Source organism: Streptomyces sp. NPDC101234 (genome assembly GCF_044767525.1).
Taxonomy (GTDB): Bacteria; Actinomycetota; Actinomycetes; order Streptomycetales; family Streptomycetaceae; genus Streptomyces; species Streptomyces sasae.
Genome location: NZ_JBIWOA010000031.1, coordinates 102,290 through 129,268, shown reverse-complemented (window position 1 = coordinate 129,268; position 26,979 = coordinate 102,290). Strand labels below are relative to the sequence as shown.

The 26,979-nt window shown below is 70.6% G+C and carries 24 protein-coding genes and 1 pseudogene; 11 read left to right on the top strand and 14 right to left on the bottom strand.

Annotated features, from left to right (window positions below; translation table 11 throughout):
* The first annotated feature begins 129 nt into the window (after window positions 1-129).
* Window positions 130-1,176, top strand: a complete 1,047-nt coding sequence (locus ACIRR9_RS41435) for a glycosyltransferase family 2 protein (RefSeq protein WP_403763444.1) — start codon at window positions 130-132, stop codon at window positions 1,174-1,176.
* A gap of 20 nt (window positions 1,177-1,196) precedes the next feature.
* On the opposite strand, the gene ACIRR9_RS41430 is transcribed toward ACIRR9_RS41435, so the two are convergent.
* Window positions 1,197-1,877 carry a hypothetical protein gene (locus tag ACIRR9_RS41430; protein WP_403763441.1) on the bottom strand — a complete coding sequence of 227 codons (681 nt, stop codon included), beginning with the start codon at window positions 1,875-1,877 and terminating at the stop codon, window positions 1,197-1,199.
* Between the two features lie 68 nt (window positions 1,878-1,945).
* Here ACIRR9_RS41430 and ACIRR9_RS41425 point away from each other — a divergent pair, with 68 nt between their 5' ends.
* Both ACIRR9_RS41425 and ACIRR9_RS41420 read left to right on the top strand, forming a co-directional pair.
* Window positions 1,946-3,970: an O-antigen ligase family protein gene (locus ACIRR9_RS41425; protein ID WP_403763438.1), complete on the top strand. Its 2,025-nt coding sequence runs from the start codon at window positions 1,946-1,948 to the stop codon at window positions 3,968-3,970.
* Window positions 3,967-4,866 carry a glycosyltransferase family 2 protein gene (locus ACIRR9_RS41420; RefSeq protein WP_403763435.1) on the top strand — a complete coding sequence of 300 codons (900 nt, stop codon included), beginning with the start codon at window positions 3,967-3,969 and terminating at the stop codon, window positions 4,864-4,866. The genes ACIRR9_RS41425 and ACIRR9_RS41420 overlap by 4 nt, the downstream gene beginning before the upstream one ends.
* Before the next feature lie 82 nt (window positions 4,867-4,948).
* Here ACIRR9_RS41420 and ACIRR9_RS41415 read toward each other — a convergent pair whose 3' ends face one another.
* The 12 genes from ACIRR9_RS41415 to ACIRR9_RS41360 all read right to left on the bottom strand — a co-directional run bounded on the left by ACIRR9_RS41415 (window position 4,949) and on the right by ACIRR9_RS41360 (window position 17,368).
* On the bottom strand, window positions 4,949-5,932 hold the full coding sequence (locus tag ACIRR9_RS41415; protein ID WP_403763432.1) for a class I SAM-dependent methyltransferase: 984 nt from the start codon (window positions 5,930-5,932) through the stop codon (window positions 4,949-4,951).
* Entirely contained in the window at window positions 5,926-6,603 is a 678-nt protein-coding gene (locus tag ACIRR9_RS41410) for a class I SAM-dependent methyltransferase (protein ID WP_403763429.1), read from the bottom strand. Before ACIRR9_RS41410 ends, ACIRR9_RS41415 begins: the two co-directional genes overlap by 7 nt.
* Window positions 6,604-6,607: 4 nt before the next feature.
* On the bottom strand, window positions 6,608-7,459 hold the full coding sequence (locus ACIRR9_RS41405; RefSeq protein WP_403763426.1) for a glycosyltransferase family 2 protein: 852 nt from the start codon (window positions 7,457-7,459) through the stop codon (window positions 6,608-6,610).
* Window positions 7,456-8,565, bottom strand: a complete 1,110-nt coding sequence (locus tag ACIRR9_RS41400) for a hypothetical protein (RefSeq protein ID WP_403763423.1) — start codon at window positions 8,563-8,565, stop codon at window positions 7,456-7,458. Before ACIRR9_RS41400 ends, ACIRR9_RS41405 begins: the two co-directional genes overlap by 4 nt.
* Before the next feature lie 5 nt (window positions 8,566-8,570).
* Window positions 8,571-10,088 carry an oligosaccharide flippase family protein gene (locus tag ACIRR9_RS41395; RefSeq protein ID WP_403763420.1) on the bottom strand — a complete coding sequence of 506 codons (1,518 nt, stop codon included), beginning with the start codon at window positions 10,086-10,088 and terminating at the stop codon, window positions 8,571-8,573.
* Window positions 10,051-10,917 (bottom strand): chain length determinant protein, encoded by an 867-nt coding sequence (locus ACIRR9_RS41390; RefSeq protein ID WP_403763417.1) that lies wholly within the window; start codon window positions 10,915-10,917, stop codon window positions 10,051-10,053. The genes ACIRR9_RS41395 and ACIRR9_RS41390 overlap by 38 nt, the downstream gene beginning before the upstream one ends.
* A 51-nt stretch (window positions 10,918-10,968) precedes the next feature.
* Complete coding sequence (wecB, locus tag ACIRR9_RS41385; RefSeq protein ID WP_403763414.1) at window positions 10,969-12,132, bottom strand: non-hydrolyzing UDP-N-acetylglucosamine 2-epimerase; 1,164 nt, start codon at window positions 12,130-12,132, stop codon at window positions 10,969-10,971.
* Between the two features lie 3 nt (window positions 12,133-12,135).
* Window positions 12,136-13,395 (bottom strand): nucleotide sugar dehydrogenase, encoded by a 1,260-nt coding sequence (locus ACIRR9_RS41380; protein ID WP_403763411.1) that lies wholly within the window; start codon window positions 13,393-13,395, stop codon window positions 12,136-12,138.
* Window positions 13,395-14,186 (bottom strand): WecB/TagA/CpsF family glycosyltransferase, encoded by a 792-nt coding sequence (locus ACIRR9_RS41375; RefSeq protein WP_403763408.1) that lies wholly within the window; start codon window positions 14,184-14,186, stop codon window positions 13,395-13,397. The genes ACIRR9_RS41380 and ACIRR9_RS41375 overlap by 1 nt, the downstream gene beginning before the upstream one ends.
* On the bottom strand, window positions 14,183-15,352 hold the full coding sequence (locus ACIRR9_RS41370) for a hypothetical protein (RefSeq protein WP_403763405.1): 1,170 nt from the start codon (window positions 15,350-15,352) through the stop codon (window positions 14,183-14,185). The genes ACIRR9_RS41375 and ACIRR9_RS41370 overlap by 4 nt, the downstream gene beginning before the upstream one ends.
* A gap of 276 nt (window positions 15,353-15,628) precedes the next feature.
* Entirely contained in the window at window positions 15,629-16,228 is a 600-nt protein-coding gene (locus ACIRR9_RS41365; protein ID WP_403763402.1) for an acyltransferase, read from the bottom strand.
* A 72-nt stretch (window positions 16,229-16,300) separates the two neighbouring features.
* Window positions 16,301-17,368, bottom strand: a complete 1,068-nt coding sequence (locus tag ACIRR9_RS41360) for a glucose-1-phosphate thymidylyltransferase (protein WP_403763399.1) — start codon at window positions 17,366-17,368, stop codon at window positions 16,301-16,303.
* Between the two features lie 315 nt (window positions 17,369-17,683).
* Between ACIRR9_RS41360 and ACIRR9_RS41355 the strand changes: the two genes are divergently transcribed.
* The gene (locus tag ACIRR9_RS41355; protein ID WP_384557657.1) at window positions 17,684-18,442 is read left to right on the top strand and encodes an IclR family transcriptional regulator; all 759 of its coding nucleotides are present in this window, start codon (window positions 17,684-17,686) and stop codon (window positions 18,440-18,442) included.
* Between the two features lie 99 nt (window positions 18,443-18,541).
* Window positions 18,542-19,690: pseudogene (locus ACIRR9_RS41350) on the top strand (PP2C family protein-serine/threonine phosphatase); the annotation flags it as partial.
* Window positions 19,691-20,142: 452 nt separating this feature from the next.
* Here the strand turns inward: ACIRR9_RS41350 and ACIRR9_RS41345 are convergent.
* The gene (locus ACIRR9_RS41345) at window positions 20,143-20,568 is read right to left on the bottom strand and encodes an ATP-binding protein (RefSeq protein WP_365347538.1); all 426 of its coding nucleotides are present in this window, start codon (window positions 20,566-20,568) and stop codon (window positions 20,143-20,145) included.
* Window positions 20,569-20,767: 199 nt separating this feature from the next.
* Here ACIRR9_RS41345 and ACIRR9_RS41340 point away from each other — a divergent pair, with 199 nt between their 5' ends.
* The 6 genes from ACIRR9_RS41340 to ACIRR9_RS41315 all read left to right on the top strand — a co-directional run bounded on the left by ACIRR9_RS41340 (window position 20,768) and on the right by ACIRR9_RS41315 (window position 26,952).
* A complete protein-coding gene (locus tag ACIRR9_RS41340) occupies window positions 20,768-21,535 on the top strand; it encodes an IclR family transcriptional regulator (protein WP_365347536.1) in 768 nt (255 codons plus the stop codon).
* 66 nt (window positions 21,536-21,601) lie between these two features.
* A complete protein-coding gene (glpK, locus tag ACIRR9_RS41335) occupies window positions 21,602-23,122 on the top strand; it encodes a glycerol kinase GlpK (protein ID WP_403763393.1) in 1,521 nt (506 codons plus the stop codon).
* A 243-nt stretch (window positions 23,123-23,365) separates the two neighbouring features.
* Window positions 23,366-23,698, top strand: a complete 333-nt coding sequence (locus ACIRR9_RS41330; RefSeq protein WP_403763390.1) for a hypothetical protein — start codon at window positions 23,366-23,368, stop codon at window positions 23,696-23,698.
* Window positions 23,699-23,756: 58 nt separating this feature from the next.
* Window positions 23,757-24,986 (top strand): acyl-CoA dehydrogenase family protein, encoded by a 1,230-nt coding sequence (locus ACIRR9_RS41325; RefSeq protein ID WP_403763387.1) that lies wholly within the window; start codon window positions 23,757-23,759, stop codon window positions 24,984-24,986.
* A complete protein-coding gene (locus tag ACIRR9_RS41320; protein ID WP_403763385.1) occupies window positions 24,983-25,975 on the top strand; it encodes a hypothetical protein in 993 nt (330 codons plus the stop codon). Before ACIRR9_RS41325 ends, ACIRR9_RS41320 begins: the two co-directional genes overlap by 4 nt.
* Window positions 25,972-26,952, top strand: coding sequence for a HesA/MoeB/ThiF family protein (locus tag ACIRR9_RS41315; RefSeq protein ID WP_403763382.1), 981 nt, complete (start codon window positions 25,972-25,974; stop codon window positions 26,950-26,952). Before ACIRR9_RS41320 ends, ACIRR9_RS41315 begins: the two co-directional genes overlap by 4 nt.
* Window positions 26,953-26,979: the final 27 nt, after the last annotated feature.

The following is a 26,979-nucleotide window of genomic DNA, read 5'->3' as shown; positions in this document are numbered from 1 at the left end:
CCACTGCTGCCCCTTCACTCCAAAAAACCAAATCAGAAACAATAAAAATAAACACCCCTACCCACCCCCCCTTTGTTGGTCGGGGCCGGGCCGGCCGGGCACCACCGACGGGGATTGGCTTCCCCACCGATGTCCAGCGTCAGTGTTGTGATCCCCTGCTACAAGTACGGCCATTTCCTCGCCGACTGCGTGAGCAGCGTCCTGGACGAGCAGGACGGCGTTGACGTCCGGGTCCTCATCATCGACGACGCCTCGCCCGACAACTCGGCGGAGGCCGCGCTCAAGCTGGCCGCCGCCGACCCGCGGATCGAGGTCCTCGTCCACGAGACCAACAAGGGCCACATCGCCACCTACAACGAAGGCCTCCTGGAGTGGGCCGACGGCGACTACGTGGCCCTCCTGTCCGCCGACGACCGGCTGGTGCCGGGCGCGCTGGTCCGCGCCGCCGCGCTCCTGGACGCCCACCCCGAGGCGGGCTTCGCCTACGGGCGCCCGCTGCGCTTCCAGCACGGCGGCCCGCTGCCCAAGGCCCGCACACAGAGCACCGGTTCGGTCGTCTACCCCGGCCAGTGGTGGCTGGAGCGCCGCTTCCGCGAGGGCACCGGCTGCATCACCTCACCCGAGGTTGTCGTCCGCACCGACCTCCAGCGCAAGGTCGGCGGCTACGACCCCGCCCTGCCGCACGCCGGCGACATCGAGATGTGGATGCGGCTCGCCGCCCACGCCGACGTCGGCTACATCCGCGGCGCCGACCAGGCCTTCTACCGCGTCCACGGCAACAACATGTCCACCGTCGACTTCGGCGGCCAGCTCGACGACCTGCGCCAGCGCCTGGTCGCCTTCGACTCGGTGCTCGCCAAGTGCGGGGACCGGCTGCCCCACGCCGACCGCCTGGCCGAGCAGGTCCACACCCGCCTGGCCCGCTACGCCCTGCGCCGGGCCTACCGGGCCTACGACCGGGGTCGTACCGGAGTCGTCCCGGTCGACGAATGCGTGGCGTTCGCCGAGGAGTGCCTGCCGGGCTGCGCGACGCTGCCCGAGTACCGCGCGCTGCGGCTGCGCAGACGGATCGGGCCGAAGACGATGCCGTATCTGCAGCCCCTGGTGTGGTCGGCCGTGGCCGAGCGCGGCCGGGAGTGGCTGTGGTGGGAGTCCTGGAAGCGTCGCGGTATCTGATGCGTGATCAGTTCAGCGGCTCAGCCCGCCACCGCGACCCCGTCGGTGTGGCGGACCGGGTCCGAAAGGCCGGCCAGGGGGTCTTTCCTCCTCCCGCGGCGCAGCGCGTACTGGTCGAACCAGAGCGCGCCCAGGATCCCGGCGAGGGCGCCCAGCAGCGCCGTACCGGCCAGGGCCCGGGTCCTGGTGCCCTGCACCGGGGCGGCGCTCGGCGCGACCAGGACGGACGCGCTGATCCGCGAACCGGGGGCGATCCCCTCGGCGTTCTGCAGCTCCGTCACATGCTTGGTGTAGACCTCGATGACCCGGCCGACCGCCGTGTCGGCCGTGACGGCGTCGCCCCGCTGTGCCTGCACCTGCACCGAGGGGATCAGATAGCGAGGCGTCGCGCTCGTTCCGCTGTTGCGCGGGATCAGCTGGTACGTCCCGTGCACCCCGACGGCCTCCAGCTCCTTGTGCCCGGCGGGCGACTCCAGTTGCTGGATGACCCCGTACGAGAGGGTGGCGAGCGGCGGTTGGAGGTTCGTCAGCTGGTTCGGCTGGTTCCCCGTCACCGGCGGTTTGAGGACGACCACCGCCGAACTCAGGAACTGCGGGGCGGGATGCAGCACCTTGTAGGCTCCGGCGGCCGTCAGCGCGAGCGCGAGCAGCAGTACGTACCAGCGGCGGAGCAGCGCTTCGGCGACGTCACGAGGCGACACAGGGATTCCTTCCGTCGTCGTCGATCCTCGCAGGCGCCGGGGCGAACCGCCACCAAAAGGGAGTTCTCATGAGCCTCGCCGACATTTTGGCGATCATGCGCAGGCGTTGGTACTTCATGGTGCCCCTCACCCTGCTCAGTCTGCTCGCGGGCGGATACCTGTACCGCACCATCCCGGTGTCCTACCAGTCGCAGAGCTCCGTCACGCTCCTCGACTCCACCGCGATCGCCGACATGGCGCCGACCTTCGGCAACCCCCTGTCGAACGCGGGCGGTTCGCTGGTCGTCACGGCCGACGTGCTGATCAGAACGCTCCAGTCGAGCGACTCGGCGAAGGAGCTGAGCTCCCGCGGCGTCACGGACCAGTACACGGTCGGATTCGCGCCGCAGGCGGACAGCCCGCTGCTCTCCCTGAGCGTCACCGGCACCGACCGGGCGAAGGTCCTCCGGGAGACCACCACCCTCACCGACTTCGCCGGGGAGCAGCTCAAGGCCCTGCAGGCCGCCTCCAAGGTGCCGAAGGGGTACGCGGTGCAGACGGCGCCGGTCGTCCTGCCGCAGACCCCGGTCTCGCAGTCGAAGAGCCGGTACCAGAACGTCGCCGCGGTCCTCATCGCCGGGATGGTCAGCGCGTTCCTGCTGTCCATCCTCGCCGAGGGCGTCGCGGTGGTCCGCCGCCGGGGCCGCGCCGTCGCCGGATACGTGCCACGGCGCCACCGCGCCGACCCGCCCGAGCGGCCCAAGGGCCTGCTGGTGCGCCGACTGGACGCCACGACCATCCTCACCGGGTATCTGGTGCTGGCCTACTTCATCCCGTCGAACCTCACCCTGCCCGCGCTGGGCGGTGTCGGCACCCCCGCCAACGTCTTCGCCCTGCTGGGACTGCTCTGGTACCTCGCGACCTGGCTCGGCGGCCGCATCCTGCCGGCCGAGGGCACCAGACTGCCGCGCGTGGTGATGTGCGTGCTCGCCGCCGCGGTCCTGCTGTCGTACCTCGCGGACGCGACCCGTGAGAGCTCGCACGAGGAGGTCCTCGGGGCCGACCGGGGACTCATCGGGCTCGGCGTATGGGTGGCACTCGTCGTGCTGACATCGGCCGGCATCCGGGAACGCAGCCGGCTGGACACCCTGATGCGCCGGCTCGTCGTCCTGGGCACGGTGGTCGCCCTGATCGGCTACTACGACTTCTTCGCCGCGACCAACATCGCCGACTCCATCCACATCCCCGGACTGCAGTCGAGCACCGCCGGGATCAGCGCCATGGACCGCGGCTCGTTCACCCGGCCGCGCTCCACCACCGCCCACCCGCTGGAGTTCGGCGGGATGCTCGCCATCCTGGTCCCCTTCGCCGTCCACCAGGCCTTCGACCCGGTACGCCGGCACGCCGGTGCGCTGCGCCGCTGGGGACCGGTGGCGATCATGGCGGGCGCGCTGCCGCTGACGGTGTCCCGGACGTCCATCATCGGCGCCGCCATAGTGATCCTCGTGATGGTGCCCCGCTGGAAGCCGCAGCGGCGCTGGGCCGCGATGGGCATCGTGCTGGGCTCGGTGGCCGGCTTCAAGGTGATCATCCCGGGGCTGATCGGAACCATCACCAACCTGTTCTCCACCTTCCTGTCCAACTCCGACAGCAGCACCCAGGCACGCACCGTGAAGTACAGCGCGATCGTCCCCTACCTCAGCGAACACCCCTGGTCCGGGCGGGGGTTCGGCACCTTCACCCCCGACCTGTACTTCTTCACGGACAACCAGTACATGCTGACCCTGGCGGAGATGGGCGCCGTGGGCATGGTCGCGCTGCTCGCCCTGTTCGTCACCGGGATCCACCAGGGCGGTGCCATCCGACGGCTCGCCCGCACCGAGTCGGACCGGGAACTCGGGCAGGCCTTCCTCGCCTCGGCCCTGGTCGCCCTGGTCATCAGCGCCACCTTCGACGCCCTCAGCTTCCCCATGTACGCCGGGATGTTCTTCCTGACCCTGGGCGCGGGCGGCAGCTATCTCGGCTTCATCCGCCGCGAGGCCGCCGCCCCTGTCCCGGCCCCTCGCCAGGCAACCGAAGCCAAGAAGTCGCCCGAACTCGTGGAGTCCCGATGAGCACCGTCGCCGTCATCGTCGTCACCTGGAACAGCGCCTCGGTGCTCGCCGGGTTCCTCGCCGCGCTGCCCGACGGCATGGCAGGCCTCGACCACCGGCTGGTCGTCGCGGACAACGACTCCGCCGACGACACCGTCGAGCTGCTCCGGACGCTGGCCCCGGCCGCCACGGTCGTCGAGACCGGCCGCAACGCCGGGTACGCGGCCGGGATCAACGCGGCACTGGCCGCGGCCGAGGGCTGCGACACCGTGCTGATCTGCAATCCCGACATCCGGATGCGGCAGGGCTGCGCCAAGCGCCTCGTCGACAGCCTCGGGGACGGAGTCGGGATCGCCGTACCTCTCCTCTACGAAGAGGGCAGTGACACACCCCACCACTCGCTGCGCCGCGAGTCGAGCGTCCTGCGGGCACTCGGCGAGGCCGTCATCGGCAACACCCGGGCCGGGCGCTTCCCGGCCCTGAGCGAACTCGTCACCGCCCCCGCCGCCTACCGGCGGCCCACCCGCGCCGACTGGGCGACCGGCGCGCTGATGGCCGTATCGGGGGACTGCCTGGCCGCCTGCGGCCCGTGGGACGAGTCCTTCTTCCTCTACTCGGAGGAGACCGAGTACTGCCTGCGCGCCCGGGACCGGGGCTACGCCACCCAACTGGAGCCCACGGCCGAGGCCGTCCACCTGGGAGGCGACTCCCAGGTGTCCCCCCGCCTCTGGACCCTCCTCACCCTCAACCGCGTCCGCCTCTACCGCCGCCGCCACGGCCCCCTGGCAACCGCCGCCTTCCGTACGGCCGTTCTGCTCCGCGAAACCTCACGAGCAGCACTGGGCCGCCCGGCCAGCAGAGCAGCAGCAGCAGCCTTGGCCCGACCGGGCGCCCTGCTCATGACGCCGGGTCCCTGAAGCGCCCCTTCAGGGGCGCGGGGAACTGCGCGACCAGCCACGACGCACCCGCAGCCGGTCGACGGCAGATCGCGGCACCCCCTCAGTCCGAACTCCGTGGCCGACACACCATCGCGATGAAGTCATGCCCCACCTCGGGCAACGCGGCGTCCTCCACAGCGAAGCACCGGTCCAGCAGCGCCAGCGTCTCCGGCTCCCCGTCACGGAAGTTGTGCGCGATCCCGGAGAACGCGATGTGCAACACCGTCCCCCCGTACGGCCGTTCCTCGACGACGTCGAACTCGCGCCGCAGCCCCGGCAGCAGCGCCGCCGCGTCGACCGCCTCCGACGGGTCGTCCAGCACCATCGACAACCTGCTGGGCCGCACGACACGGTGCTTGATCCGGCCGTCGGCCAGCCGCCGCCGCTCCTCGGGGAGCTGGGCGAGCAGCATGTTCGCCGCGTCCAGTTGGGCGTCGGTCCACTGGAACCGGGTGGGACCGACGAACTCGTCGATCACGAACGTCCCACCGGGCTCGATCAGTCGGGCGAGCCGCGGCAGCGTCTCGTCGAGGTTGTCGAAGTGGTGCAGCGACTGCAGCCCCAGCAGTACGTCGAAGCGCTCACCGTCGGCGGTCATCCGGTTGACGTCGGTGACCCGGAAGCGCAGCACGTCGGCGAGCCCGTCCTCCGCGGCGGCGCGGGTGGCGAAGTCGATCCGCTCCGGCGCCACGTCCACGCCCTCCAGGAGACCGAACGCGCCGGTCTTCGCCCAGAGCAACTCGTTGCCGCCGGTGCCGCACCCCAGCGACAGACCGCGCAGATCGGTGCGCGGCGCGAAGTGCTCGGCGGCCACGTACTCGGGGAACGACGTGTCCGCGTCGCCGGTCATCAGCAGGTTCCAGCGCTTGATGACCGCCGGGATCGCCCACCACTCGGTCAGCGACGGGTCGACCTGGGACCAGTGCTGGACCACGCGCGCACCGCCCCGCACCCGCAGCTTGGCCAGCACCGGGTCGAGGTCCAGCTTGCGCACCTTGCGCAGCAGCCGGTCCGCGTCATGTCTGTTGACCAGGTTGTTCAGCATGCCGACTCCGTTCTCACGGCGATGAGCGACTTCGGGGCACCGAGGAACCGCTCGCTGAGGAGCTCCGACCGGGGGAACAGGTAGCGCATCTCGGTGCGGGTCAGCAGCTCGATGTTGATCACGGCGTTCATCGCCGACTCCGGTGAGTCGGGGCGGCTGTGCACGAGCGGCCAGTGCCGTACCAGGCGCGCCCTCGCGGACAGGGGCAGGAACTGGAAGCCGGGCGCCACGAAGTGCGGCTCGACGGGGAAGTAGCGGTACGGCGTCTGGATCCAGTGCAGCGGCGCCAGTTGCTCCACGGCGGCGACGAACTTCTGCCGCTGGCTGTGGCCGCCCACGTGCTCGATGGTCGAGTTGGAGAACACCAGGTCGTAGCCGCCCTTGGCGCTCAGTTCGGCGGCGACCGCCGGGTCGGTGACGTCGGCGTTCTCCGCGGTGATCCAGTCGGGCAGCTCGGCCGGGTGCGCCTCCAGGTTGATCAGGTGGACGTGCTTGGCGCGCACCGGTGCGCGCAGCCACATCTCGGCCGTGCCGCCCAGGTCCACCACGCTCATGTTCTCGATGCCGGGGAAGCAGCGCCGGAACCGTTCCCAGCGGGCGATGCGGAGTCGTTCGCCGAGCGAGCCCGGAGCGTCGACGAACTTGTTCCTGAGGGCGCGGGATCGTGGCACGGGATCAACCACCTGTGGTCGGAGCGGAAGGGAAGCTGGGCCCTCGACTGGGCTGTCGCCATTGGGTGTAGAAGCTGGCCGGGTTCATCAGGTACCGGACCGTGGGGTGCGGCACATGCAGCACCCGGTGTGTGCGGCCGTACCGGCGGATCAGCTCCCAGTCCTCCCGGGGCAGCACCTCCGGGGTCCGGCGCAGACGGCTGAAGTGCAGGGAGCGGGTGCGGCGGGCGACGAAGGCGTTGGTGTCCAGGAAGGCTTCGCGGGCGGCGCGGCGCCGGTCGTAGGGCACTGACAGGACGTCGTTCTCGGTGCCGTCGGGCAGGACGCGGCGCAGTGCCGTGTAGACGCCGTCGGGTCCGCCGGGGGACTCCAGGACCGCCAACGCCCGTTCCAGATGGTCGGGTTCCCACAGGTTGTCGTCGTCCAGGAACGCCACGTACGTCGAGCGGGTGAGGCGGATGCCCACGTTGCGGACGACGCCCGCCACACCGGTGTTGCTCGCGAGCGAGATGGCGAACAGTCGCTGGTCGGCCGGGAGTCCGGGCAGTCCGGCGCCGTCGTCGACCACGATGACGACCTGGTCGCGGACGGTCTGGTCCAGGGCCGAGCGCACCGCGGCACACAACGCCTCGGGACGCCGGTGAGTGGCGATCACCGTGGCGACCAGCGCCGTGGGCGGCGACGGGAGACCGGCGGCGAGGCGTCGGGTCTCGGCGTCCTCGATCCGGCGCAGCCGTACCGCCGTCGGAGCCAGCAGGACCTTGTTCCTGGCCTCGAAGAGCACCAGCCAGCCGAACAAGGCCTTGAGCACCGTCCAGGGCGCCCGCGCGACACGGCGCGTCAGGCCGCCGCTCACGAGGCCGGCTCCGGGGTGATCGCACGGCCGTCGGACATCCGGTTGTTCCGCCACATGTTCCCGGCGCCCTCGGCGTTCCAGTGGGCGACCACGCCGTAGCCGCCGGAGGCGGGGTGGTACTGCGTGGAGAAGATGTTGTTCGTGACCTTGATGTCGGTGGCGCCCGTGTCACCGCCGTAGAGCGCGTACGCGCCGCCGGCGATCCAGTTGCCGTCGACGGTGACGTTGCGGACGACACCGGTGTCCGCGAACAGGCCGATGCTTCCCGAGGCCCCCTGCTTGAGGCTCGTCGGGTTCAGCAGCGTGTTGTGGCGGATGATCAGCTGCCCGGTGTTGCCGCCGCCGCTGATCACCGCGTTGGTGTGCTGCCACTCGCCGCCCTGGTTGACGAACGGGACGATGTCGTGGACGTAGTTGTCGTGGATGTTCCCCTGGCCCATGGACAGGGCGTCGCCGAACACGGAGACGTCGCACCAGCCGACCTCGACGGAACTGCCCCCCATGTTCGACACCGCGTAGTCCACCCCGCCGTTGTCCGGTCCCTTGCCGGGCACGGCGGTGATGGTGGAGTGCAGGACCCGCAGCCCGTGGTAACCGGCGCGCAGATTGACGCCCCACCAGCTGTCCGAGGTGATCTTCGTGTCGATCACGGTGACGTCGTTCGCGTAGATGTCGAGCGAGCCGGTGATGTCCCAGCCCCGGATGACCGTCCCGTCGGTACGGACGGCCAGGTAGCCGGTCTTGTGGGGCTTGAGCGGGATCCGGGGGCCGGTGGTGCGGGCGTCGGGGAAGCCGCAGGCGCCGGGGGAGGTGCAGGCGGCCCGGGACGAGGGTTTCCCGGACGTGCTGCTCGTGCCGCCGGCCGTCGTGGTGGGCTGCGCCGTCGTGGACGAGGTGGCGGAGGGGCTCGCCGTCGTCTCGCCGGGCGAGGTCGGCGGATCGCTGCCGGGGGGTGCCGAGGACCCGCTCGCGGGGCAGGTCAGCGCGGTGTCCGGGCAGTCCGGCAACGCGGACTTGTCCGACCCCGAGCAGGCCGTCCCCAGGGCCGCCAGCAGAGCGGCGAGCAGCGGCCACACGAGCGTGCTCCGGGCGGTACGCCGTGACATCGGGCTCACCTCATGTCCTGTCGGCCGACGCCCCGCAGGAAGTCGAGGCTGGGCAGCACGCACACCACGTAGCCGGCCAGGGCCACGGTGCCGATGGCGAGGAGCGCGAGCCGCCCGTCGCCGAGCAGGCGCTCCATGCCGAGGATGACGACGGCCATCACGGCCCCGCCGAGGAACGGCCACGCGCAGGCCCGCGCGATCCGGCCGATGCCGATGCCGCCGTGGTGGAGGGCGATCAGGAAGACCGGCACCACCAGGCCGCCGGCGACCAGGACATGGCCCTGGGACACCCCCACGATGCCGTTCAGACGGGCGGCGAGGAGAAGCACCGGGATCAGGGCCACCAGCCACAGGCCCTGCACCAGGAAGAGCGAGCGGCGCTGTCCGACCGCGACCAGGCAGTCGTAGGCGAGTTCACTGCCGATCCGGATCAGGCCGAGGGCCATCAGCCAGGGCAGTGCCGCGGCGGCGGGGGTCCACTGGCTGCCGTAGATCAGCCGGATGGCCGGCTCCGCGAGACCGGCCAGCAGCACGCAGAGCGGGACGGTGCCGGTGATCACCACACCCAGGGCACGGCTGAAACCCTGGGCGAGCGCCTGCGGTGAGGCGGCCAGCCGGGAGAACCCGGCGAAGGAGACCCGGCGGGCGGCCTCGGAGATGATCCGTACGGGCCAGCCGGAGATGTTGAAGGCGAGGACGTAGAACCCCAGCGCGACGTTGCCGAGCGTCGCGCCCACCACCATCGTGTCGACGTTGACCACCGCGAGGGCCAGCATGCTCGCCCCCGCCAGCGGCAGCCCGAACCTCAGCAGCGCCCGGGCCTGCCCGGGGTCCCAGCCGAACCTCAGGGTGCCCGGGGCCGCCAGCGCGCAGCCGATCAGCGTGACGACGTTGCCGACGACGGCGCCCCAGGCGAAGCTCATCGCGCCCTGGCCCTCGAAGGCCAGCAGCAGTGTCACCGCCGTGCCGAGCACGAAGTTGAGCCCGTCGATGATCATCCGCCTGCCCTGGGCGAACTCACGGGTGAGGAAGCCGCCGGGGACCTGTGCCACCCCGTCGATCACCACGCACAGGCACATCACCCGCAGGACGTTCGCGGCGTCGGGCGAGCCGAGCAGGCCGGCCACCGTCGGCGCGGCCGCGAACAGCGCCACGTACAGCAGACCGCTGGAGAGGGTGCTGAGGGTCAGCACGGTCGGCGCGAACCGCCGTGCGTCCCCCTCCCAGCGCACGATGGCCAGGCCCACGCCCAGTTCGTTCGCGGACAGCAGGACGAGCAGCACGGTCTGGGCGATGCCGTACACGCCCCATTCCGCGGGGCCAAGGGCGAAACGCGCCAGCACGATGCCGGTCGCGAAGTTGCCCAGGCGCAGGACGACGGTGTTGATCAGACTCCACCGGGCCGCGGAACGGACCTTGCGGCCGAGGGAGGAGGGAACAGCGGGAGGTACTACGGGGTCGGGAGGAGCGGGTGCGTCGCTCGTCTCACCGGTCCCGCTGTCCGGTGCGCGGGCGATGTCCATGAGTCGACTCCTCGTCGAGCGGCTCTGCGGCGGACGCCACGGCCATGGCGTGCCGTGGTGTGTCGGGCTCTGCGGCGGCGGCCCCGGCCCCGGAGGACTGCGACCAGCGGGGCGGCTGCCGGATGGCGAGCGTCTCCTCCACGACCGATTCCCCGGCCGGGCGGACGGGGCCGGCCGCGTCCGCCTCCCCTGAGGGCTCGGTGGGCCCGGCGGGCAGCTCGGGCGTGTGCGCGGACCTCTTGCGCGCCTCGACGTAGAAGGCCGCGGCCAGGGTGAGCACCAGCCCGAGGCCCCCCGCCATGACCATGTACTCGAGCCGTGTCTTGGTCTGCGCCACCGGGTTCTGCGGCGGCACGATCGTCGTCATCCGGATCATGGCCTTCGGGGCGACGGACTGCTCCTTCTGGAACTGGTCCAGCCGTTCCTTGGCGTACGCGGTCAGGGTCTTGTCCGAGGACAGGACGGAGGCCTTGTCGGTGCCGGTGACGGTGAGCCACATCAGCGGCCCCTGCGCGTTGTCGGCGAGCTTGGCCGCGAACGTGCCCTTGGCGCCACGGGCCTTGAGATCCCGCAGTGAGTCGTCCGAGTTCAGGTTGCGGGCCAGGCTGTCGGCCATGCCGGTGAGCGAGGTCTGGGTGCTGAGGAAGGGATTGCCGTCGTAAGCCTGGGTGGCCTTCTGGGAGTTCAGCAGGACCACCGTGCTCTGCGACTGGTACTTGACCGGCACCAGCACGATCACAGCGGCGATCAGGCCGGCGGTCAGCAGCAGTCCGGGCAGCAGCACGTACCAGCGCCTGCGCATGACCCGGAAGATCTCAGCGAGATCCATGACGGTCCCCCCTCGCGACCAAACGTTCGACGAGCATAAGTTGCAAGCGGATCATATGGGGAACGTTCGGTCCTCGGTGGGCTGATGAGTGGGCTCATGCGTGGGTCGAGCGGCGGGCCGGTCGGTCGGTCTCGGCCGGGTGTTCGCGGTGCCTCCCGCCAGCAGCACCTCGGCGATACGGTCGCTCGCGCGGCCGTCCCAGAGTTCGGGCCGGCGCGGGGCGGGCGGCCGGTCCAGTACCGCGTTCACGGTGGCCGTGATCCGCGCCGGATCCCGCCCCGCCAGCACGTTCGTGCCCTGCTCCACGGTGACGGGCCGTTCGGTGTTGTCCCGCAGGGTCACGCACGGCACGCCCAGCGCGGTGGTCTCCTCCTGTACCCCGCCGGAGTCGGTCAGCACGACGCGCGCGGAGTCCTGCAGGGCGATGAAGTCCAGGTACCCGGCGGGCGGCACGAGCCGGATGCCCCCGGGGACGCCGATCTCGGCCAGCCGTCCGGCCGCGCGCGGATGCACGGGCAGCACGAGCGGGCAGCGGCCGGCGATCTCGCCCAGGGCCTTGAGCAGCCCGGTGAGGACCTCCGGGTCGTCCACGTTGGCGGGCCGGTGCAGGGTGACCAGGCCGAACTCGCCCTTGGCCAGGCCGAATCGATCGAGGACGTCCGAGGCCCGGGCCCGCTCCAGGTTGGCCAGCAGGGTGTCGATCATGACATTGCCGACCAGATGGATCTGGTCCTCCCGGTACCCCTCCGCGCGCAGGTTGTCGACGGCGTCGGGGGAGGGGGTCAGCAGATAGTCGCTGACCCGGTCGGTGGCGACCCGGTTGACCTCCTCCGGCATGCTCCAGTCGCGGCTGCGCAGCCCGGCCTCCACATGGGCCAGCAGCGGCCCGGCCTTGGCCGTCACCAGGGCGCAGGCCAGTGTGGAGTTGATGTCGCCGACCACGACCACCACGTCCGGGGACACCTCGTCGAGGAGCGGCTCGAACGCGGTCATCACGCGTCCGGTCTGCTCGGCGTGGCTGCCGGAACCGACCCCGAGGAAGCGGTCCGGCGGGCGGATGCCGAGGTCGGCGAAGAACACGTCGTTCATCGCCGGGTCGTAGTGCTGGCCGGTGTGGACGAGGAGCACCTCGGCGCCGCGGCGCTCCAGGGCGTCCATCACCGGCTTGATCTTCATGTAGTTGGGGCGTGCCCCGGCCACACAGACGACTCGCATGGTTCAGAGCACCTCGATGGTGGGTCCGGACGGCAGCCGGCGGCGGCAGTCCAGGACGAAGGGAGCGTGTTCGGCGACGAGTTCGTAGTCGAAGCCGTCGTGGTCGGTGAGCAGGACCACCACGTCGGCGTCCGCCAGCTCCCGCTCTGTCGGTTCCACCCGCACCAGCCGGGTGTCCACCGGCAGGCTCTCGACGACGTGCGGGTCCGCCGCCCGGACCTGGGCGCCCATGTCGAGCAGCAGTTGGGAGATGCGCAGGGCGGGCGACTCACGGGCGTCGCCGGTGTTCTTCTTGTACGCCAGACCGAGCAGCAGGATCCGCGAACCGTTCACGGAGCGGCGCCGCTCGTTGAACAGGTCGCTGATCCGGCGTGTCACGTACTCGGGCATGTGGCTGTTGATGTCGTTGGCCAGCTCCACGAACCGGAAGCTCTGGCCGAGTTCGCGCTGCACCCGCCAGGACAGGTACGAGGGGTCGATCGGCAGGCAGTGTCCGCCCACGCCCGGTCCGGGCGTGAACTTCATGAAGCCGAAGGGCTTGGAGGAGGCGGCGTCGATGGCCTGCCAGACGTCGATGTCCAGGTGGTGGGCGAACATCGCGATCTCGTTGACCAGTGCGATGTTCACATGCCGGAAGGTGTTCTCCAGCAGCTTGGCGAGTTCGGCCTCCTTGGGCGAGCTCACCGGCACGGTGGTGTCGACGAGTTGGGCGTAGAAGATCTGAACGGCCTTCAGGGAGGCCTCGTTGACACCGGAGACGACCTTCGGGGTCTCCTTGAAACCCCACACCGTGTTGCCCGGGTCGATCCGCTCCGGGCTGTAGCCGAGGTGGAAGTCCGAGCCCGCGGTGAGTCCCGAGCCCTCCTCCAGGATCGGGGCGAACAGCTCCTGGGTGGTGCCGGGATAGGTCGTCGACTCCAGGACGACCGTGGCTCCGGGGCGCAGATAGCGGGCGAGGGTGACCGCGGACTCCCTGATGTAGCGGAGGTCGGGGGTGCCCTCGTGCAGCGGGGTGGGGACGGTCACCACGGCCACGTCGAAACCGCCGCAGTCCCGGGCCGATTCGGTCGGGCGGTACGAGCCGTTGTCCAGCGCCGCCCGGATCCGCTCGGAGGAGACGTCCTCGACGAAGGACTCACCGGCGGCGAGGCTCTTGATCCGCCGGGCGTCGACGTCGTAGCCGATCACCTCGTGCCCGACCTCGGCGGCGCGGATCGCCAGCGGCAGGCCGACATATCCCTGTCCGACCACGACGACACGCATCAGCGGCTCCTGTTCGTGGAAGCGGTGGACGCAGCGGAAGCGGCGGCCGACGGGGTGGGCCGGACGAACTCGCGTGCCGTCATGAGGAGAAAGGAGGCGTTGGTGGTGAGGTAACGGCGGCCCAGGCGGCGCGGCTCCTGCAGCGCGCGGTAGAGCCACTCCAGACCCAGCCGCTGCCAGGATTCGGGGGCGCGCTTGGTGACACCGGCCAGGATGTCGAAGGAGCCGCCGACGCCGTGCACGACCGAGGCGCCGGTGCGGGTGCCGTAGGCGGCGGTGAAGATCTCCTTCTTCGGCGAGGTCATGCCGAGGAACAGCATCTGTGCGCCGCTCCGGGCGATGCCGTCGGCGATCTCCGCCTGCTCGGAGTCGTCGAAGTAGCCGTTCCGGCTGCCGGCCACCTTCAGACCGGGGAAGCGGTCGGCCACCCGCAGCAGCATCCGCTCCAGCACCTCCTCCTTGGCGCCGAGGAAGTACACCGGGATGCCGGAGATCTCCGCCTCGGCCAGCAGCCGCAGGAACAGGTCGATCCCGGCGACCCGTTCCGGCAGCGGGGCGCGCAGCACGCGGCCCGCCCAGACCACGGCCTGCCCGTCGGCGAGGACCAGATCACAGCCGGACACGGCCTTGGCGAGCCGGTCGTCCCGCCGCATGTTCACCAGCTTCGCGGCGTTGACCACGCCGATCTCCAGCGGGCTGCCGTCCCGTACCGCCGCCAGGCAGCGCGCCACGGTCTCGTCCATGGTCAGCGGGTCCAGCTCGACCCCGAACAGCGTCTGTCTTCCGCTCATATCCGGCCCCCCTGCCAGGCGTAGAGCATCCAGCCGAACTCGTACGGCCGGCATTCGCGGTCCACGGACAGCGGGCGGTACACCCGGTCCAGGGCCGTCAGCCGCAGGCCCGGCGCGACCCGGGTGGACAGACCCCGGGCGGCGCGTACGGCCTTCTTCGGGTCGCCCCGGTAGACCTTGCGCCAGGTGGCGCCGAGTTCGTCGAGGACCATCGGTTCGCGGTGCTCCGAGCCCGCCAGTTCGGGTACGTCCGTCATCCAGCGCAGGCCCCGGCGGATCGCCGCGCCGAAGTCGCTGCCGCCGGCGTCGGCGAGGTCGAACAGGGCGGTCGGCGCCATCGCGTGCTGGTGGACGCTGTAGACGGGGTAGCCCTCCACGACACCGCCGGTGCGCGCGTCGTAGTGCCACCACCACTGCCCGCCGTCGCCCTGGAGTTCGCAGATGCGCGCCGCACACGCCTCCGCCGCGGCCAGCGCCTCCGGATCGCCCTCCCCGTCGCCACTCGCGTGGGCGCGGGCCAGCGCCTGGAGCGGGTACGTCTGGTCGGCGAAGCAGCTGACATGCGCCCGGTACCAGGACACCAGGCCGGGGCCGGTGGCGTGCGGGAACAGCGGGCTGTCGCCGATCCGGGCCCGCAGCAGACGGTCACGAGCTGCGGTGAAACGTCTCTCCACATCGACCGTGGAACGGGCCGCGGCAAGGGCGGACAGCACCCAGGCGGCCTCGACCGTGTACTGAGGCCGGCCCGGCACGTCCAGCGCCTCGACCCGGCCGAGGGCGTCGGAGAGTTTGGGGTGTTCGGTCTCGGCGGCGGCCCAGGCGATGAGCGCCGCGTCCCCGAGGTTGGTCACCGCGGGCAGCGACTCGACCAGGAGTCCCGCGAACTCCTGGGCCGTGTGCCCGCCGAGCACCGCGCGCTGGCGGTCCTCGGGCAGGTACTGGGCGCCCAGCACGGTGATGGCCGCGTAGCGGGTGCTGATCCCGCGACGCTCCAGGGTCCAGGAGCCGTCGGGTTCCTGGTGCCCGGCCATGGTGAAGGCGAAGGCCTCACCGCCCGGCAGCAGCATCGAGGGCAGCCCCGACTCGGCCACCGCGAGGAGCCGTTGGGCCAGCGCGAACAGCGGCGGGTCCTCATGACCGAGCGCCGTCAGACGTGTGGTGGTCATCGTTTGGGCACACCAACCCCCCTGTGGGTCCTTTTCGTGCGCAGACTTGAGAGCGCCTCGGCGCCGACGGCCGGGCGGAACAGATCAAGGCAGAAGTCAGCCGTCGGAGCGGGTGTCGCTCCTGGCTGCAGGCATAGGTGTCCCCACCACCCGTAACCCCCCCTGGGCACTCATGGCTTGTGTGCTCATTGTGCTTGGTCTGCACAGTTCGCGCACATGTTATGCCTGCAGATGTTCGAGGAATTGCGTTTTGAGGGAAACAGCTGAAAACAGCTGTCATGCGCGTTCGGTGAGTTCCCCTTCCTTCTCGTCGTACAGCGCGCCCGTCTCGGGGCACTCCCACGCGCCCGGCTCGCCCTCCCGCTCGGCCAGGCGTACGCCGGCCCGCCCCACCCAGCCGATCCGGCGTGCCGGCACACCGGCCACGAGCGCGAAGTCCGGCACGTCCCGGGTCACCACGGCACCCGCGGCGACCAGCGCCCAGCGCCCGACGCGCACCGGTGCCACACACACCGAACGGGCGCCCAGCGAGGCGCCCTCGGCGACCACCACGGCCACGGCCTCCCAGTCGCCGCCGCGCTTGAGCCTGCCCTGCGGATCCACCGAGCGCGGGAAGTAGTCGTTGGTGAGCACCGCCGCCGGGCCGACGAACACCCCGTCACCGAGCACCGCGGGTTCGTAGACCAGCGCGTAGTTCTGGAGCTTGACGTTGTCGCCGATCCGCACCCCCGGGCCGACATAGGCTCCCCGGCCCACGATGCAGGCGCTGCCGAGCCGGGCGTCCTCCCGGATCTGGGCCAGGTCCCAGACCGTCGTACCGTCACCGATCGTGGCCGTCCCGTCGACCTGAGCGGTCGGCTGCACCTTGAAGTTCACCGTGTGAAACCTTTCTTCTCGTCATTCGTGCTGTCCGTGTCGTGCCCCACGATCAGTGCGCCGCACATTTCCTCATGACGCGATCTGCACCTTGCTGTGGTCGCCGAGGACGAACCGGTGGGCGGCGGGCTTGCGGGGCGCGGGAGTGACCTCGACATTGCGGCCGATGAGGGAGGCCTCCACCCGCCGGACACCGCTCATCGAGGAGTCGCGCAACATGATCGAGTACTCGATCTCGCTGTCCTCGATACGGCACTCACCGGCGATCGACGTGAACGGGCCGACGTACGAGTCGGTGATCACGGTGTCGGCGCCGACGACCACCGGACCGACGATCCGGCTGCCGGTCACCTTCGCCCCGGGCTCGATCCGCACCCGGCCGATGATCTCGCTGTCGTCGTCCACCGTGCCGTCGATCCGGCGCTCCAGGGACTCCAGCACCGAGCGGTTGACCTCCAGCATGTCGGTGACGTTCCCGGTGTCCTTCCAGTACCCGGAGATCGTCGTGGACCGCACATCGCGTCCGGCGTCGATCAGCCACTGGATGGCGTCCGTGATCTCCAGCTCACCACGCCCGGACGGCTCGATCGCGCGGACCGCCTCGTGGACCGCCGGGGTGAACAAGTACACGCCCACCAGCGCCTGTTCGCTCTTGGGACGGGCGGGCTTCTCCTCCAGGCCGATCACCCGGCCCGCCGGGTCCAGCTCGGCCACGCCGAACGCGGTCGGGTTCGGCACCTTCGTCAACAGGATCCGGGCGTCCGGCCGTTCGGCGCGGAAGGCGTCCACCAGAGCGGTGATGCCGCCGACGATGAAGTTGTCGCCGAGGTACATCACGAAGTCGTCGTCGCCCAGGAACTCCCGGGCGATCAGCACCGCATGGGCCAGCCCCAGGGGAGCCGCCTGCGGAATGTAGGTGACGTCGAGACCGAACGCGGAACCGTCGCCGACCGCCTCCTGGATCTCCTCTGCGGTGTCCCCGACGACGATCCCGACCTCGGTGACGCCCGCCTCGGCGATCGCCTCCAGACCGTAGAACAGCACCGGTTTGTTCGCGACCGGTACAAGTTGCTTCGCCGAGGTATGGGTTATGGGGCGCAAACGGGTACCGGAGCCACCAGACAACAAAAGTGCCTTCATGCGCATCACCCTACTTATGCCGGACGCGCAGGCGGGCCGATTCCGTGGACCGGGACGGCCGGTCTGCCCTGTCCATCGTCGGTCGGGGCGTCGGACCGGTGGAAAGGAATGGCGGACCGGTGGAACGGAATGGCGGACCGGTGGAAATGAGGCGACCGGAGAAAATCAGCACTGTGACCACGAGGTGAAGGGGGCGGCAGGGCGAGGCGGTGAGGAGGCTTTGTCCGGGGGCCGCGGCTGCGCCTTCCGGGCTTCCGGGGAGGCGCACGAGCCGTGCGTCTTGCCCGTACCGGATGTCCGGCGCACGCTGGTGGCATGAGCGTTCACGAGAGCCCCACGCTCATCATGTCCGTGCAGCGTGCCTTCCGTCTGCTGGAGGCGGTGAGCGCGCACGAGAACGGCGCGCCGGCGAAGCTGCTCGCACGTGAGACCGGGCTGCCCCTGGCGACCGCCTACCACCTGCTGCGGACGCTGGTCCACGACGGCTACCTGCGGAAACTGGACGACGGCGGCTTCGTCCTCGGCGACAAGCTGCAGACGCTGCACACCGCGGGCCAGGCACAGGCGCTGCTCAGCCGGGTCCGGCCCACCCTCGTCGCACTGCGCGACGAGCTGGCCACCGCCACCTATCTCACCTTCTACGAGGGGGGCGAGATCAGCGTCGCCGAGATCGTCGACGGCCCCCGTACGCCCCGGGTCGACCTCTGGGTGGGATTCGAGGACGCGGGACACGCCACCGCGCTCGGCAAGTCCGTGCTGCGCGAACTGGACGAGGACGCCCGCCGCGACTACCTCTCCCGGCATCATCTCGCCGACCTGACGCCACGGACCATCACCAACCTCCAGGAGCTGCTCCGCAGGCTCGACTCCTCACCGCTGGCCCCGGCGGTCACGGACCTCGAGGAGTACTCGCTCGGCACCGTGTGCGTCGCCGTGCCCATCTACCGCGGTGACGTCCTCGGCTCGCTGGGTGTCTCCCTCCCGGTGGAACGGCTCTCCCGGCTCCAGGAGATCCGGGACCGGCTGATCCCCACCGCCGACCGCGTCACCAGAGGCCTCTCGCTCACTATCTGAAAATCCTCTCCTTGTGGCGTACTGACCGGACCCCGTTTCCTGGATGAAACGGACAAGTCGGGAGTACTCCCCGTACAGGCGAGGATTGCGGACAGTAATATGAGCCAGGCCCGAGACCATGGTGGCAACCACTGGCCGTTGTGGCCGTTCACGAAGCGAGCGGCAGGCCCGGGAGCGTCGGCTCCCCGGCGCGCGGCCGCCCAGCTGGCCGCCGGAGTTCCCGTGGTGCCCGTTCTGATCGTCTCCGGCGTCGTGATCGTGGACGCCCTGGGCGGCTCGGGGATGTTCTGGCTGCCCTTGCTGGCGGCCGGGCCGGCCCTCGCCGCCAGCACCAACGGCGCCCGGGGTGTCCTGTCCGTCGGCTTCCTGGCCGCGGTGCTGGGCGCGACGCTGGGTACCAGGCACGGGGTGCCGGGGCGCCAGCTGGCGGTCGTCCTCTCGGCCCTGCTGGCCGTCACGCTGGCGAGTGCCCTGGCCAGCGCACTGCGCTGCCGCCGGGAACGCGTGCTCGCCGCCGTCCGCTCGGTCGCCGAAGCCGCCCAGCACGCGGTTCTCAAGCCCATCCCGCAGACCGTGGGCCCGTTCCGGGTGGCGGTCCGCTACAGCGCGGCGGCGGCGGAGGCCCGGATCGGCGGTGACTTCTACGCCCTGGTGCCCACCCCGCACGGGGTGCGGCTGATCGTCGGCGATGTGCGCGGCAAGGGACTGACGGCGGTGGGGACCACCGCACTCGTCCTCGGTGTCTTCCGTGAGGCCGCCTACGACGAGCCCGACCTCCTCGCCGTCGTCGGCAGGATCGAGCGGAGCCTGGCCCGCAACCTAGGGCCCGACGACTTCGTCACCGCGGTGGTCGTCGGACACTCGCGTGCGGGGGAGCTGGAAGTGGTCAACTGCGGACACGCGGCTCCTCTGCTGATATCCGTCTCGGGAGACGTCGCCGCGGTCGAACCCACCCGTCCGGCTCCGCCCCTGGGCTTGCGCGCCCTTGTCGGCGAGCCCCCCTGCCTGGAGATCCTGCCGTTCTCCGACGGCGATCAGCTGCTGCTCTACACCGACGGCGTCACCGAGGCCCGCGACCGTGCCCGCGAGTTCTACCCGCTGGCCGAGGGCGTGGCACGCCATGTGTCCGACGAGCCGGAACACATCCTCGCCGCCGTCCACGACGAACTGCTGGCGCATGTCGGAGGCCGGCTGCACGACGACGCGGCGCTGCTGCTGCTCCGTATGCAGGCCACGGACGAAACGGTCGGGACCCAGCCGGTCGAGTCGGAATCCGTCGAGTCCGAGCCGGTCAGGTCCGAGTCGGTCGCGTCTGAGCCGGTCGGGTCCGGGTCGGTCGGGTCCGGGTCGGTCGGGTCCGAGTCGGTCGCGTCTGAGCCGGTCGGGTCCGAGTCGTTCGAGTCTGAGCCGGTCAGGTCCGAGTCGTTCGGGTCCGAGTCGGTTGGGATCGAGTCGTTCGGGTCCGAGTCGGTCGGGATCGAATCGGCGCCGCGGGAATCGGGGAGCCGTGCCGACCGGGATTCCGTCCCCGTGGTGTCGCGCTCCCGGTCGGCCGCGGGCGGCCCGGACGGTGGCAGGCGGTCAGCCGAGCGGAACGGCGTCGCGTTCCCGTCGCCTCATCAGCCCGCAGTCCAGTAGCTTGCCCGCTTCACGGCGCGCATCGGCCGGCCGTCCAGCGGCCCGCCGTTTCGCATCGCGACTCACACCGCGACGAGGTCGGCCCACCGGGTGAAGCCGCCGGGGCGGACGCGTATGCCGTGCCGAGTCGCCAGCGCGTGGACGATCTCCTCGCCCCGGCCGTGCTCGTCGGGGTCGATACCCTCGGGCGGCTGTCCCGCGGTACGTGCGGGACCCGCGTCGGTGACCTCGATGTGCAGGGTGCCGAAACCGGCGTCCCGGATCCACGAAAGCCGCAGCACCGCCGGGGGCAGGGCATGCACGATCGCGTTCGTGAGCAGTTCCGATATCACCAGCAGAGCGTCCTCGACGATCTCCGGGGACACCTTCCAGGCGGCCAGGGCCGCGCCCGCCCGTCGACGCACGTCCGAGACGGCACCGGCAACGGGTGGCATCGGGAAGACGTGTTCGTATGCCTCCCGCACCAGGGTGTTGAGCTCTACCGTCATCTCGTGTCTCCAGGGGTGAGCGTTATCGGCCCCGCATCATGTGCCGCGGCGCATTGCCGGACCACATAGCACGCTAAGGAGCCGTATCGGGTCGGTCAATGAACGTAGGTCGGCATTACCGAACGCCGCTGTCCCGCTCCATGTGCCCCACCGTTCACCTCGCACGGCGAACCGTCCCTGGCGGTAATAAGCTCGCTTCATGGCCGGTCCGGTCCAGTCGATCGAACGGGCGGCCGCGATTCTGCGCCTGCTCGCCGGTGGGCCTCGCCGACTCGGGCTCGGAGAGGTGGCGGCCTCCCTCGGGCTGGCCAAGGGAACGGCCCACGGCATTCTGCGCACGCTCCAGCACGTGGATTTCGTGGAGCAGGACGCGACCACCGGGAAGTACCAGCTCGGAGCCGCCTTGCTGCATCTCGGCACGAGCTATCTCGACGTCAACGAACTGCGGTCCCGGTCCATCAACTGGGCCGACGCCCTGGCCGCCCGCAGCGGGGAGGCGGTGCGCCTGGGCACCCCCCTGGAAGGCATGGTGCTGGTCGTCCACCACGTGTTCCGGCCGGACGACTCCCTCCAGACCCTGGACGTGGGTTCGCTGCTGCCCCTGCACGCCTCCTCTCTGGGCAAGGTGCTGCTCGCCTACGGGACCGCGCCGCTGGAGCCCGCGCTGGAAGCGGGCCTCGACGAGTACACCCGGCACACCCTGGTCACCCGCGAGCAGCTCACCCGGGCGCTCGCCGAGGTGCGGGAACAGGGCTGGGCCACCGAGGTGCAGGAGATGAGCATGGGCGAGGCCGGCCTCGCGGTGCCGATCCGAGGACATGGCGGCCTCGTCGTCGGTGCCATCGGGCTGTCCGGGCCGGTCGAGCGGGTCTGCGACAGCCAGGGCCGGCCCCGGCCCACCCTGATCACCCTGATCCGCGAGGCCGCACGGGCGATCTCCCGAGACCTGGGCGCCGCCCGTTGGTAAATGCCCCGACCCCCGGCCCCCGGCCCCCGCGCTCACTTCGCGACCCATCGGAAGGCGGACCCGATCATGGTGGAACGGTATGTGATGTCCATCGATCAGGGCACCAATTCCACGCGATGCATCCTGTTCGACCGGGGCGGGCGGCTGGTGTCCGTCGCACAGCGGGAGCACCAGCAGCACTTCCCCAGGCCCGGCTGGGTCGAACACGACGCCGTCGAGATCTGGCAGAACCTGCGGCGCGTCGTGACCGAGGCCCTGTCCGGAGCCGGTGCGGCCGTCGACGCGGGACAGGTCGCCGCCATCGGCCTGGCCAACCAGCGGGAGACGACGGTGCTCTGGGACCCGCGTACCGGCACCCCGCTGGGCCGGGCGCTCGTCTGGCAGGACATCCGCACGGCGCCCCTGGTCGAGGAGCTCAGACGGCAACCCGGAGAGGAGTTCTTCCTCGACCGTTGCGGTCTGCCGCCCTCCACCTACTTCTCGGCCCTGCGGATCCGGTGGCTCTTCGACCACGTCAAAGGCCTGGAACAGCGCGCGCGGGACGGCGAGGTGCTGTTCGGCACGATGGAGAGCTGGCTGATCTGGAACCTCACCGGCGGCGCGGACGGCGGTCTGCACATGACCGACGCCACCAACGCCAGCCGCACCATGCTGATGAACATCCACACGCTCGCCTGGGACGAGGAACTCCTGGCGTTCTTCGGCGTCCCCCGTCCGATGCTCCCCGAGATCAGGTCCAATGCGGAGACCTACGGCGAGGCCCGCGCGGTGCTCCCCGGCGTACCCATCACCGCCGCCCTCGGCGACCAGCAGGCAGCCCTGTTCGGCCAGACCTGCTTCTCCCCGGGCGAGGCCAAGTGCACCTACGGAACGGGCAGCTTTCTGCTGCTCAACACCGGCACCGACGTCGTACGGTCCCGGCACGGACTGCTCACCACGGTCGCCTACAAGATCGGCGACCGGGACCCGGTCTACGCCCTGGAGGGGTCGATCGCCGTCACCGGCGCACTGGTCCAGTGGTTCCGCGACCGGCTGGGGCTGATCAACAGCGCGCCGGAGATCGAGACGCTCGCACGGACCGTCGAGGACAACGGCGGCTGCTACATCGTGCCCGCCTTCTCCGGCCTGTTCGCACCCCGCTGGCGCAGCGACGCACGCGGCGTCATCGTCGGCCTGACCTCGTACATCACCAGCGGACACCTGGCCCGGGCGGTCCTGGAGGCCACGGGCTGGCAGACACGTGAGGTCGTCGACGCCATGAACGCCGACTCCTCGGTGGCGCTGATGGAGCTGAAGGTGGACGGCGGCATGACGGCGGACAATCTTCTGATGCAGTTCGTCGCCGATGTGCTCGACGTGCCCGTGGTACGGCCGATGGTCTCCGAGACGGTCTCCCTGGGCGCCGGCTACGCCGCCGGGCTCGCCGCCGGTTACTGGCCGGACCTGGAGGTCCTGCGCCGCAACTGGCACCCGGCCGCCCGCTGGCTGCCCGCGATGGACCCCGCCCACCGGGACTCGGAGTACGACAACTGGCTACGGGCCGTCGAACGGTCCCTGGGCTGGATCAGACCGCCCCGGCCGTCCTGACCGCGACAGCCGGGAATTCCCTTTCCGGCCGCTGTTTCCCGTCGGCCGATTCTTGCGCCTCCTTTCCCTGTCCTTTCCGCTTCCCTTCGGTCTTATGTTGACGCGCTGGAATTCGGGGATGGCGGTCCTTATCGTTCAGTCGTAGGAACTCTCGTGCGGGAAAACCGACCGAAGGGGGGAAAGATGCCTGTTTTTCCATCCGGTGAAATGGCTGCAAAAGTCTTCGGCAGTTTGTTTACCGTATTGCTCGAGGACGAGGATTTCGTGGTGCGGGCCAGGGAGGACGGACTGTCCGTCCGGCTCGTCCACACGAAGCCCGACTGCGAGATCTTCGTGGCACCGCAGGGTGTCCTCATCGGCGAGCAGGCGCCGGGCATCGCGGCGATCACTCTCAGGATGTCCTGCGACACGGCCCACGCGCTGTGGATGGGGCGGCTCATGGTGCCCGTCGCCATCGCCACGGGCCGGCTCAGGATCCGCGGCAAGGTCGCCAAGGTGCTGGAACTGGTGCCGATGCTGCGGCCCGCTTTCGACCGGTACCCGGACATCGCGGCCGCCTCCGGCATCCACGGCTGAACCGCCGCAGGACATCCGTCCCGGCACCGAATCCCACGCGTAAGGAGTGACATCCCACGTGAACACCGCTCTGTCCGAACCCGCGTCCGAGACGGCGCTGAACTTCGACGAACTGCCGCACCGGGTCGAGGAGTTCAGGGACGCCGCGAAGAAGTTCGCCCGGAACGTCGTCAAGCCCCGCGTCCAGGACCTCGATCAGGAACCGGCAGCGCACTTCGACTGGGAACTCGTCGGCCACGGCCACCGGATCGGTCTCACCCGCGCGGCCGTCCCGAAGGAATACGGCGGCATGGGCGTAGGCATGCTGGGGGTGGCCACCGCGCTGGAGGAGGTGGCCGCGGTCTGCCCGGGCACGGCACTGGTCTTCGGGGCCACCCTGCTGGGCCAGGCGCCGATCCTGCTGTCCGGCGACCCGCGTCTGCAGGCCCGCTTCCTGCCCATGTTCTCGGGCGACGAACCGGTCCTCGCCTGCAACGCGGTCACCGAGGAGGACGCGGGCTGCGACCTGATCATCCCCTCCCAGGCCGGGCACGCCCGCAACGTCACGACCGCACGCCGGGAGGGCGACCACTACCTGCTCACGGGCCGCAAGCGGTTCATCACCAACGCGAAGGTCGCCGCGTTCGCCTCCGTGTTCGCCAACATGGAGGGCAGCCCCGGGGCGACCGGGCTCACCTCCTTCATCGTCCCCCTCGACCTGCCCGGCGTGGTCCGCGGACCCGTGGCGGACAAGATGGGATACCGCGCCTGTCTGGGCAGCGAACTGGAATTCCACGACGTCCGGGTGCCCGCCGAGTACATGATCGGGGGAGAGGGCGAGGGCATGGCCATCAACATGGCGCAGAGCAACATGGCGCGCGCCGCGGTGGCCGGCATCTCCACGGGCGTGGCGCGCAGCGCCCTGGAACAGGCGATCATCTGGTGCGGCGAGCGGGTGCAGGGCGGGCGGTACCTCAAGGACCAGCAGTTCACGGCCGCCAAGCTCGCCGGGATGGCGGCCAGGGTCGACGCCGCCCGCATGCTGTACCTGCGTGCGGCGGACAAGGTCGACAACGAGTTGCCGCCGCCGGTCTACGAACCGGCCGCGGCCAAGCTGTTCGCGGACCGCACCGCGATCGACGTGGCCGAGACGACCCTCTCCCTGCTCGGCGCGCGCGGCTATCTGCGCTCGTACGGCGTGGAGAAGATGATGCGGGACGCGCTCGGCACCCGGATCTACGAGGGCACCCCCGAAGTCCTGGCCCTCGCCATCACCGAGAGCCTCTACGCCGAGATGGACGAGTGGTGAGCACGGCCGGCCAGTCCGCCGGCGCCGCCCGCCGCCGCTCCCCGGCCCGGGAGCACGCCGGTACCCGGGACCCCCGGGCCCGGCGCTATGCACGGGACCTCATCCGGCTCCACGAGCGGCTCAGCTACCGGCGGTTGCCGATGGAGCTCAGGGGCGACCCGCTCTCCGTCGTCGAGGACCCGCACGGCGCACTGGTCACCGTCACGGGCCGCGACAGCCAGTTCCCCTCCCGCTACCTCAAGGGGATGCTCGGGTTCCGGCTCGCCCAGTACCTCCTGCTGAACTGGATCTCCGCCGACGCGGTCCACCGGACCGCCGCCTTCCACGAACCGCTGCCGCACCCGGGCGCCGTGGAGAACATCCACACCGTGACGCTGTGCACACGTTCCGGGAAGATCCGTGGATACGTGGGGCTGGCCTGCTCGGCCGACGGGGAGAGCCTGCCCCTGGACTCCGCGTGCCGTATCCCGTTCCCCACGGAAGCGGCGCACGGCATCGACCTGCTCGGGAGGTACGCACGCCCCGGCCTGGGGACCCACCAGGCCTTCGAGTTCAAGCGCTTCCTGCGTGACCAGACCATGCCCCGGGACGACCAGTACGCCCGCGTCCCCTGGCACCTCATGCTCGGCATCGGGGAGGCGGTGCTCGGACTGGGCGACGGTGTGAGCATCGTGCTGGGCGACGCCAAGGAGCACGTCGCACTGCGCCATCTGCGACTCGTCGGCTTCGATCTGCACGTGGTCGAGGGCACCTCGCCCCGCCTGTCCGATTCGGATCCCATGGCGCCGATCTACCGGCAGACGGTCGTGGCCAAGCCGTTCGCCGCCCCGGTACCCGCCGACATCCCCTGGTTCCGCGACGTGGTCCGCTCCTACCTCGACGGGACGAGCGACCTGGCCTCCTGGCAGGCCCTGATCACCACTCTGGCCGCACGCAGCAGGCGATCGGGCCACCGTCCCGGTCCCGCACAGGGAGGGGCTCACAGGTGACGAACGGCGACACGGAGCCGATGTCCGGGACGAGGGAAGGGCGCACGGCAAAAGCCGGGTTCTACGCCGAACTGACCGCACGCAACGTCGGCGTGGTGGCCGAAGCAGAGCAGCGGGCCCTGAGCGCGGCCACCGTCCTGGTGGCCGGCTGCGGGTCGATCGGGGGCGCCGCCGTCGAACCGCTGACCCGACTCGGCCTGCAGAAATTCGTCCTCGCCGACCCCGGAACGTACGAACTGAACAATCTCAACCGGCAGTCGGCGACCATGGCCGACCTCGACAGGAACAAGGCCGCGCTGGCCGGGGACCGGGTGCGGGCCATCAACCCGCACGCCTCGGTCGAGGTCTTCACCGAGGGGGTCACCCGGCAGACCGTCGAGAAGCTGACGGCCTCCTGCCAGGTGATCATCGACGGGGTGGACGTCACGACGCCCGAGGGATGGCAGGCCAAACTCCTGCTGCACCGCCACGCCGTCCGGCGCCGGCTGCCCCTGATCACCGGCTGGGACATGGCGGGCACCCAGTACGTCCGCTGCTACGACTACCGCCGCGTCCGCGCACCGTTCGCGGGCGCCATCGGCCCCTACGACGCGGACCGCCTCGAGATGTGGGAACTGCTGCGCCGGGCAGTGCCGTTGCGGCACGTGCCGACCGACATGCTGGCCGAGATCCGGGCCAATCACGCCCGGACCGACTACAGCTTTCCCCAAGTCGCCTACACGGCCATGGCGTTCGGGGTGATCAGCTCCCACATGGTGGTACGGCTGCTGGCCGGACAGCGGGTGCGGCGCGCGGTCCGCCTCGACGTGCACCAGAAGGCCAGGCCGCTCGGGGAGCAGTGGCGCACCCGGGCCCGACGGCCGGTGGAACTGGGGGCGCTGCTGCCGGAACTCCTGCGGCTGGTCCGTGGTTCCGGCTCGGGCCCCGCACCGGCGGCCGCGGCGGACGGCGGCCCGTCCCGAGCCCCCGGGCGCTGAAGCTCCGGCCCCCGGCCGCGCGCCCGC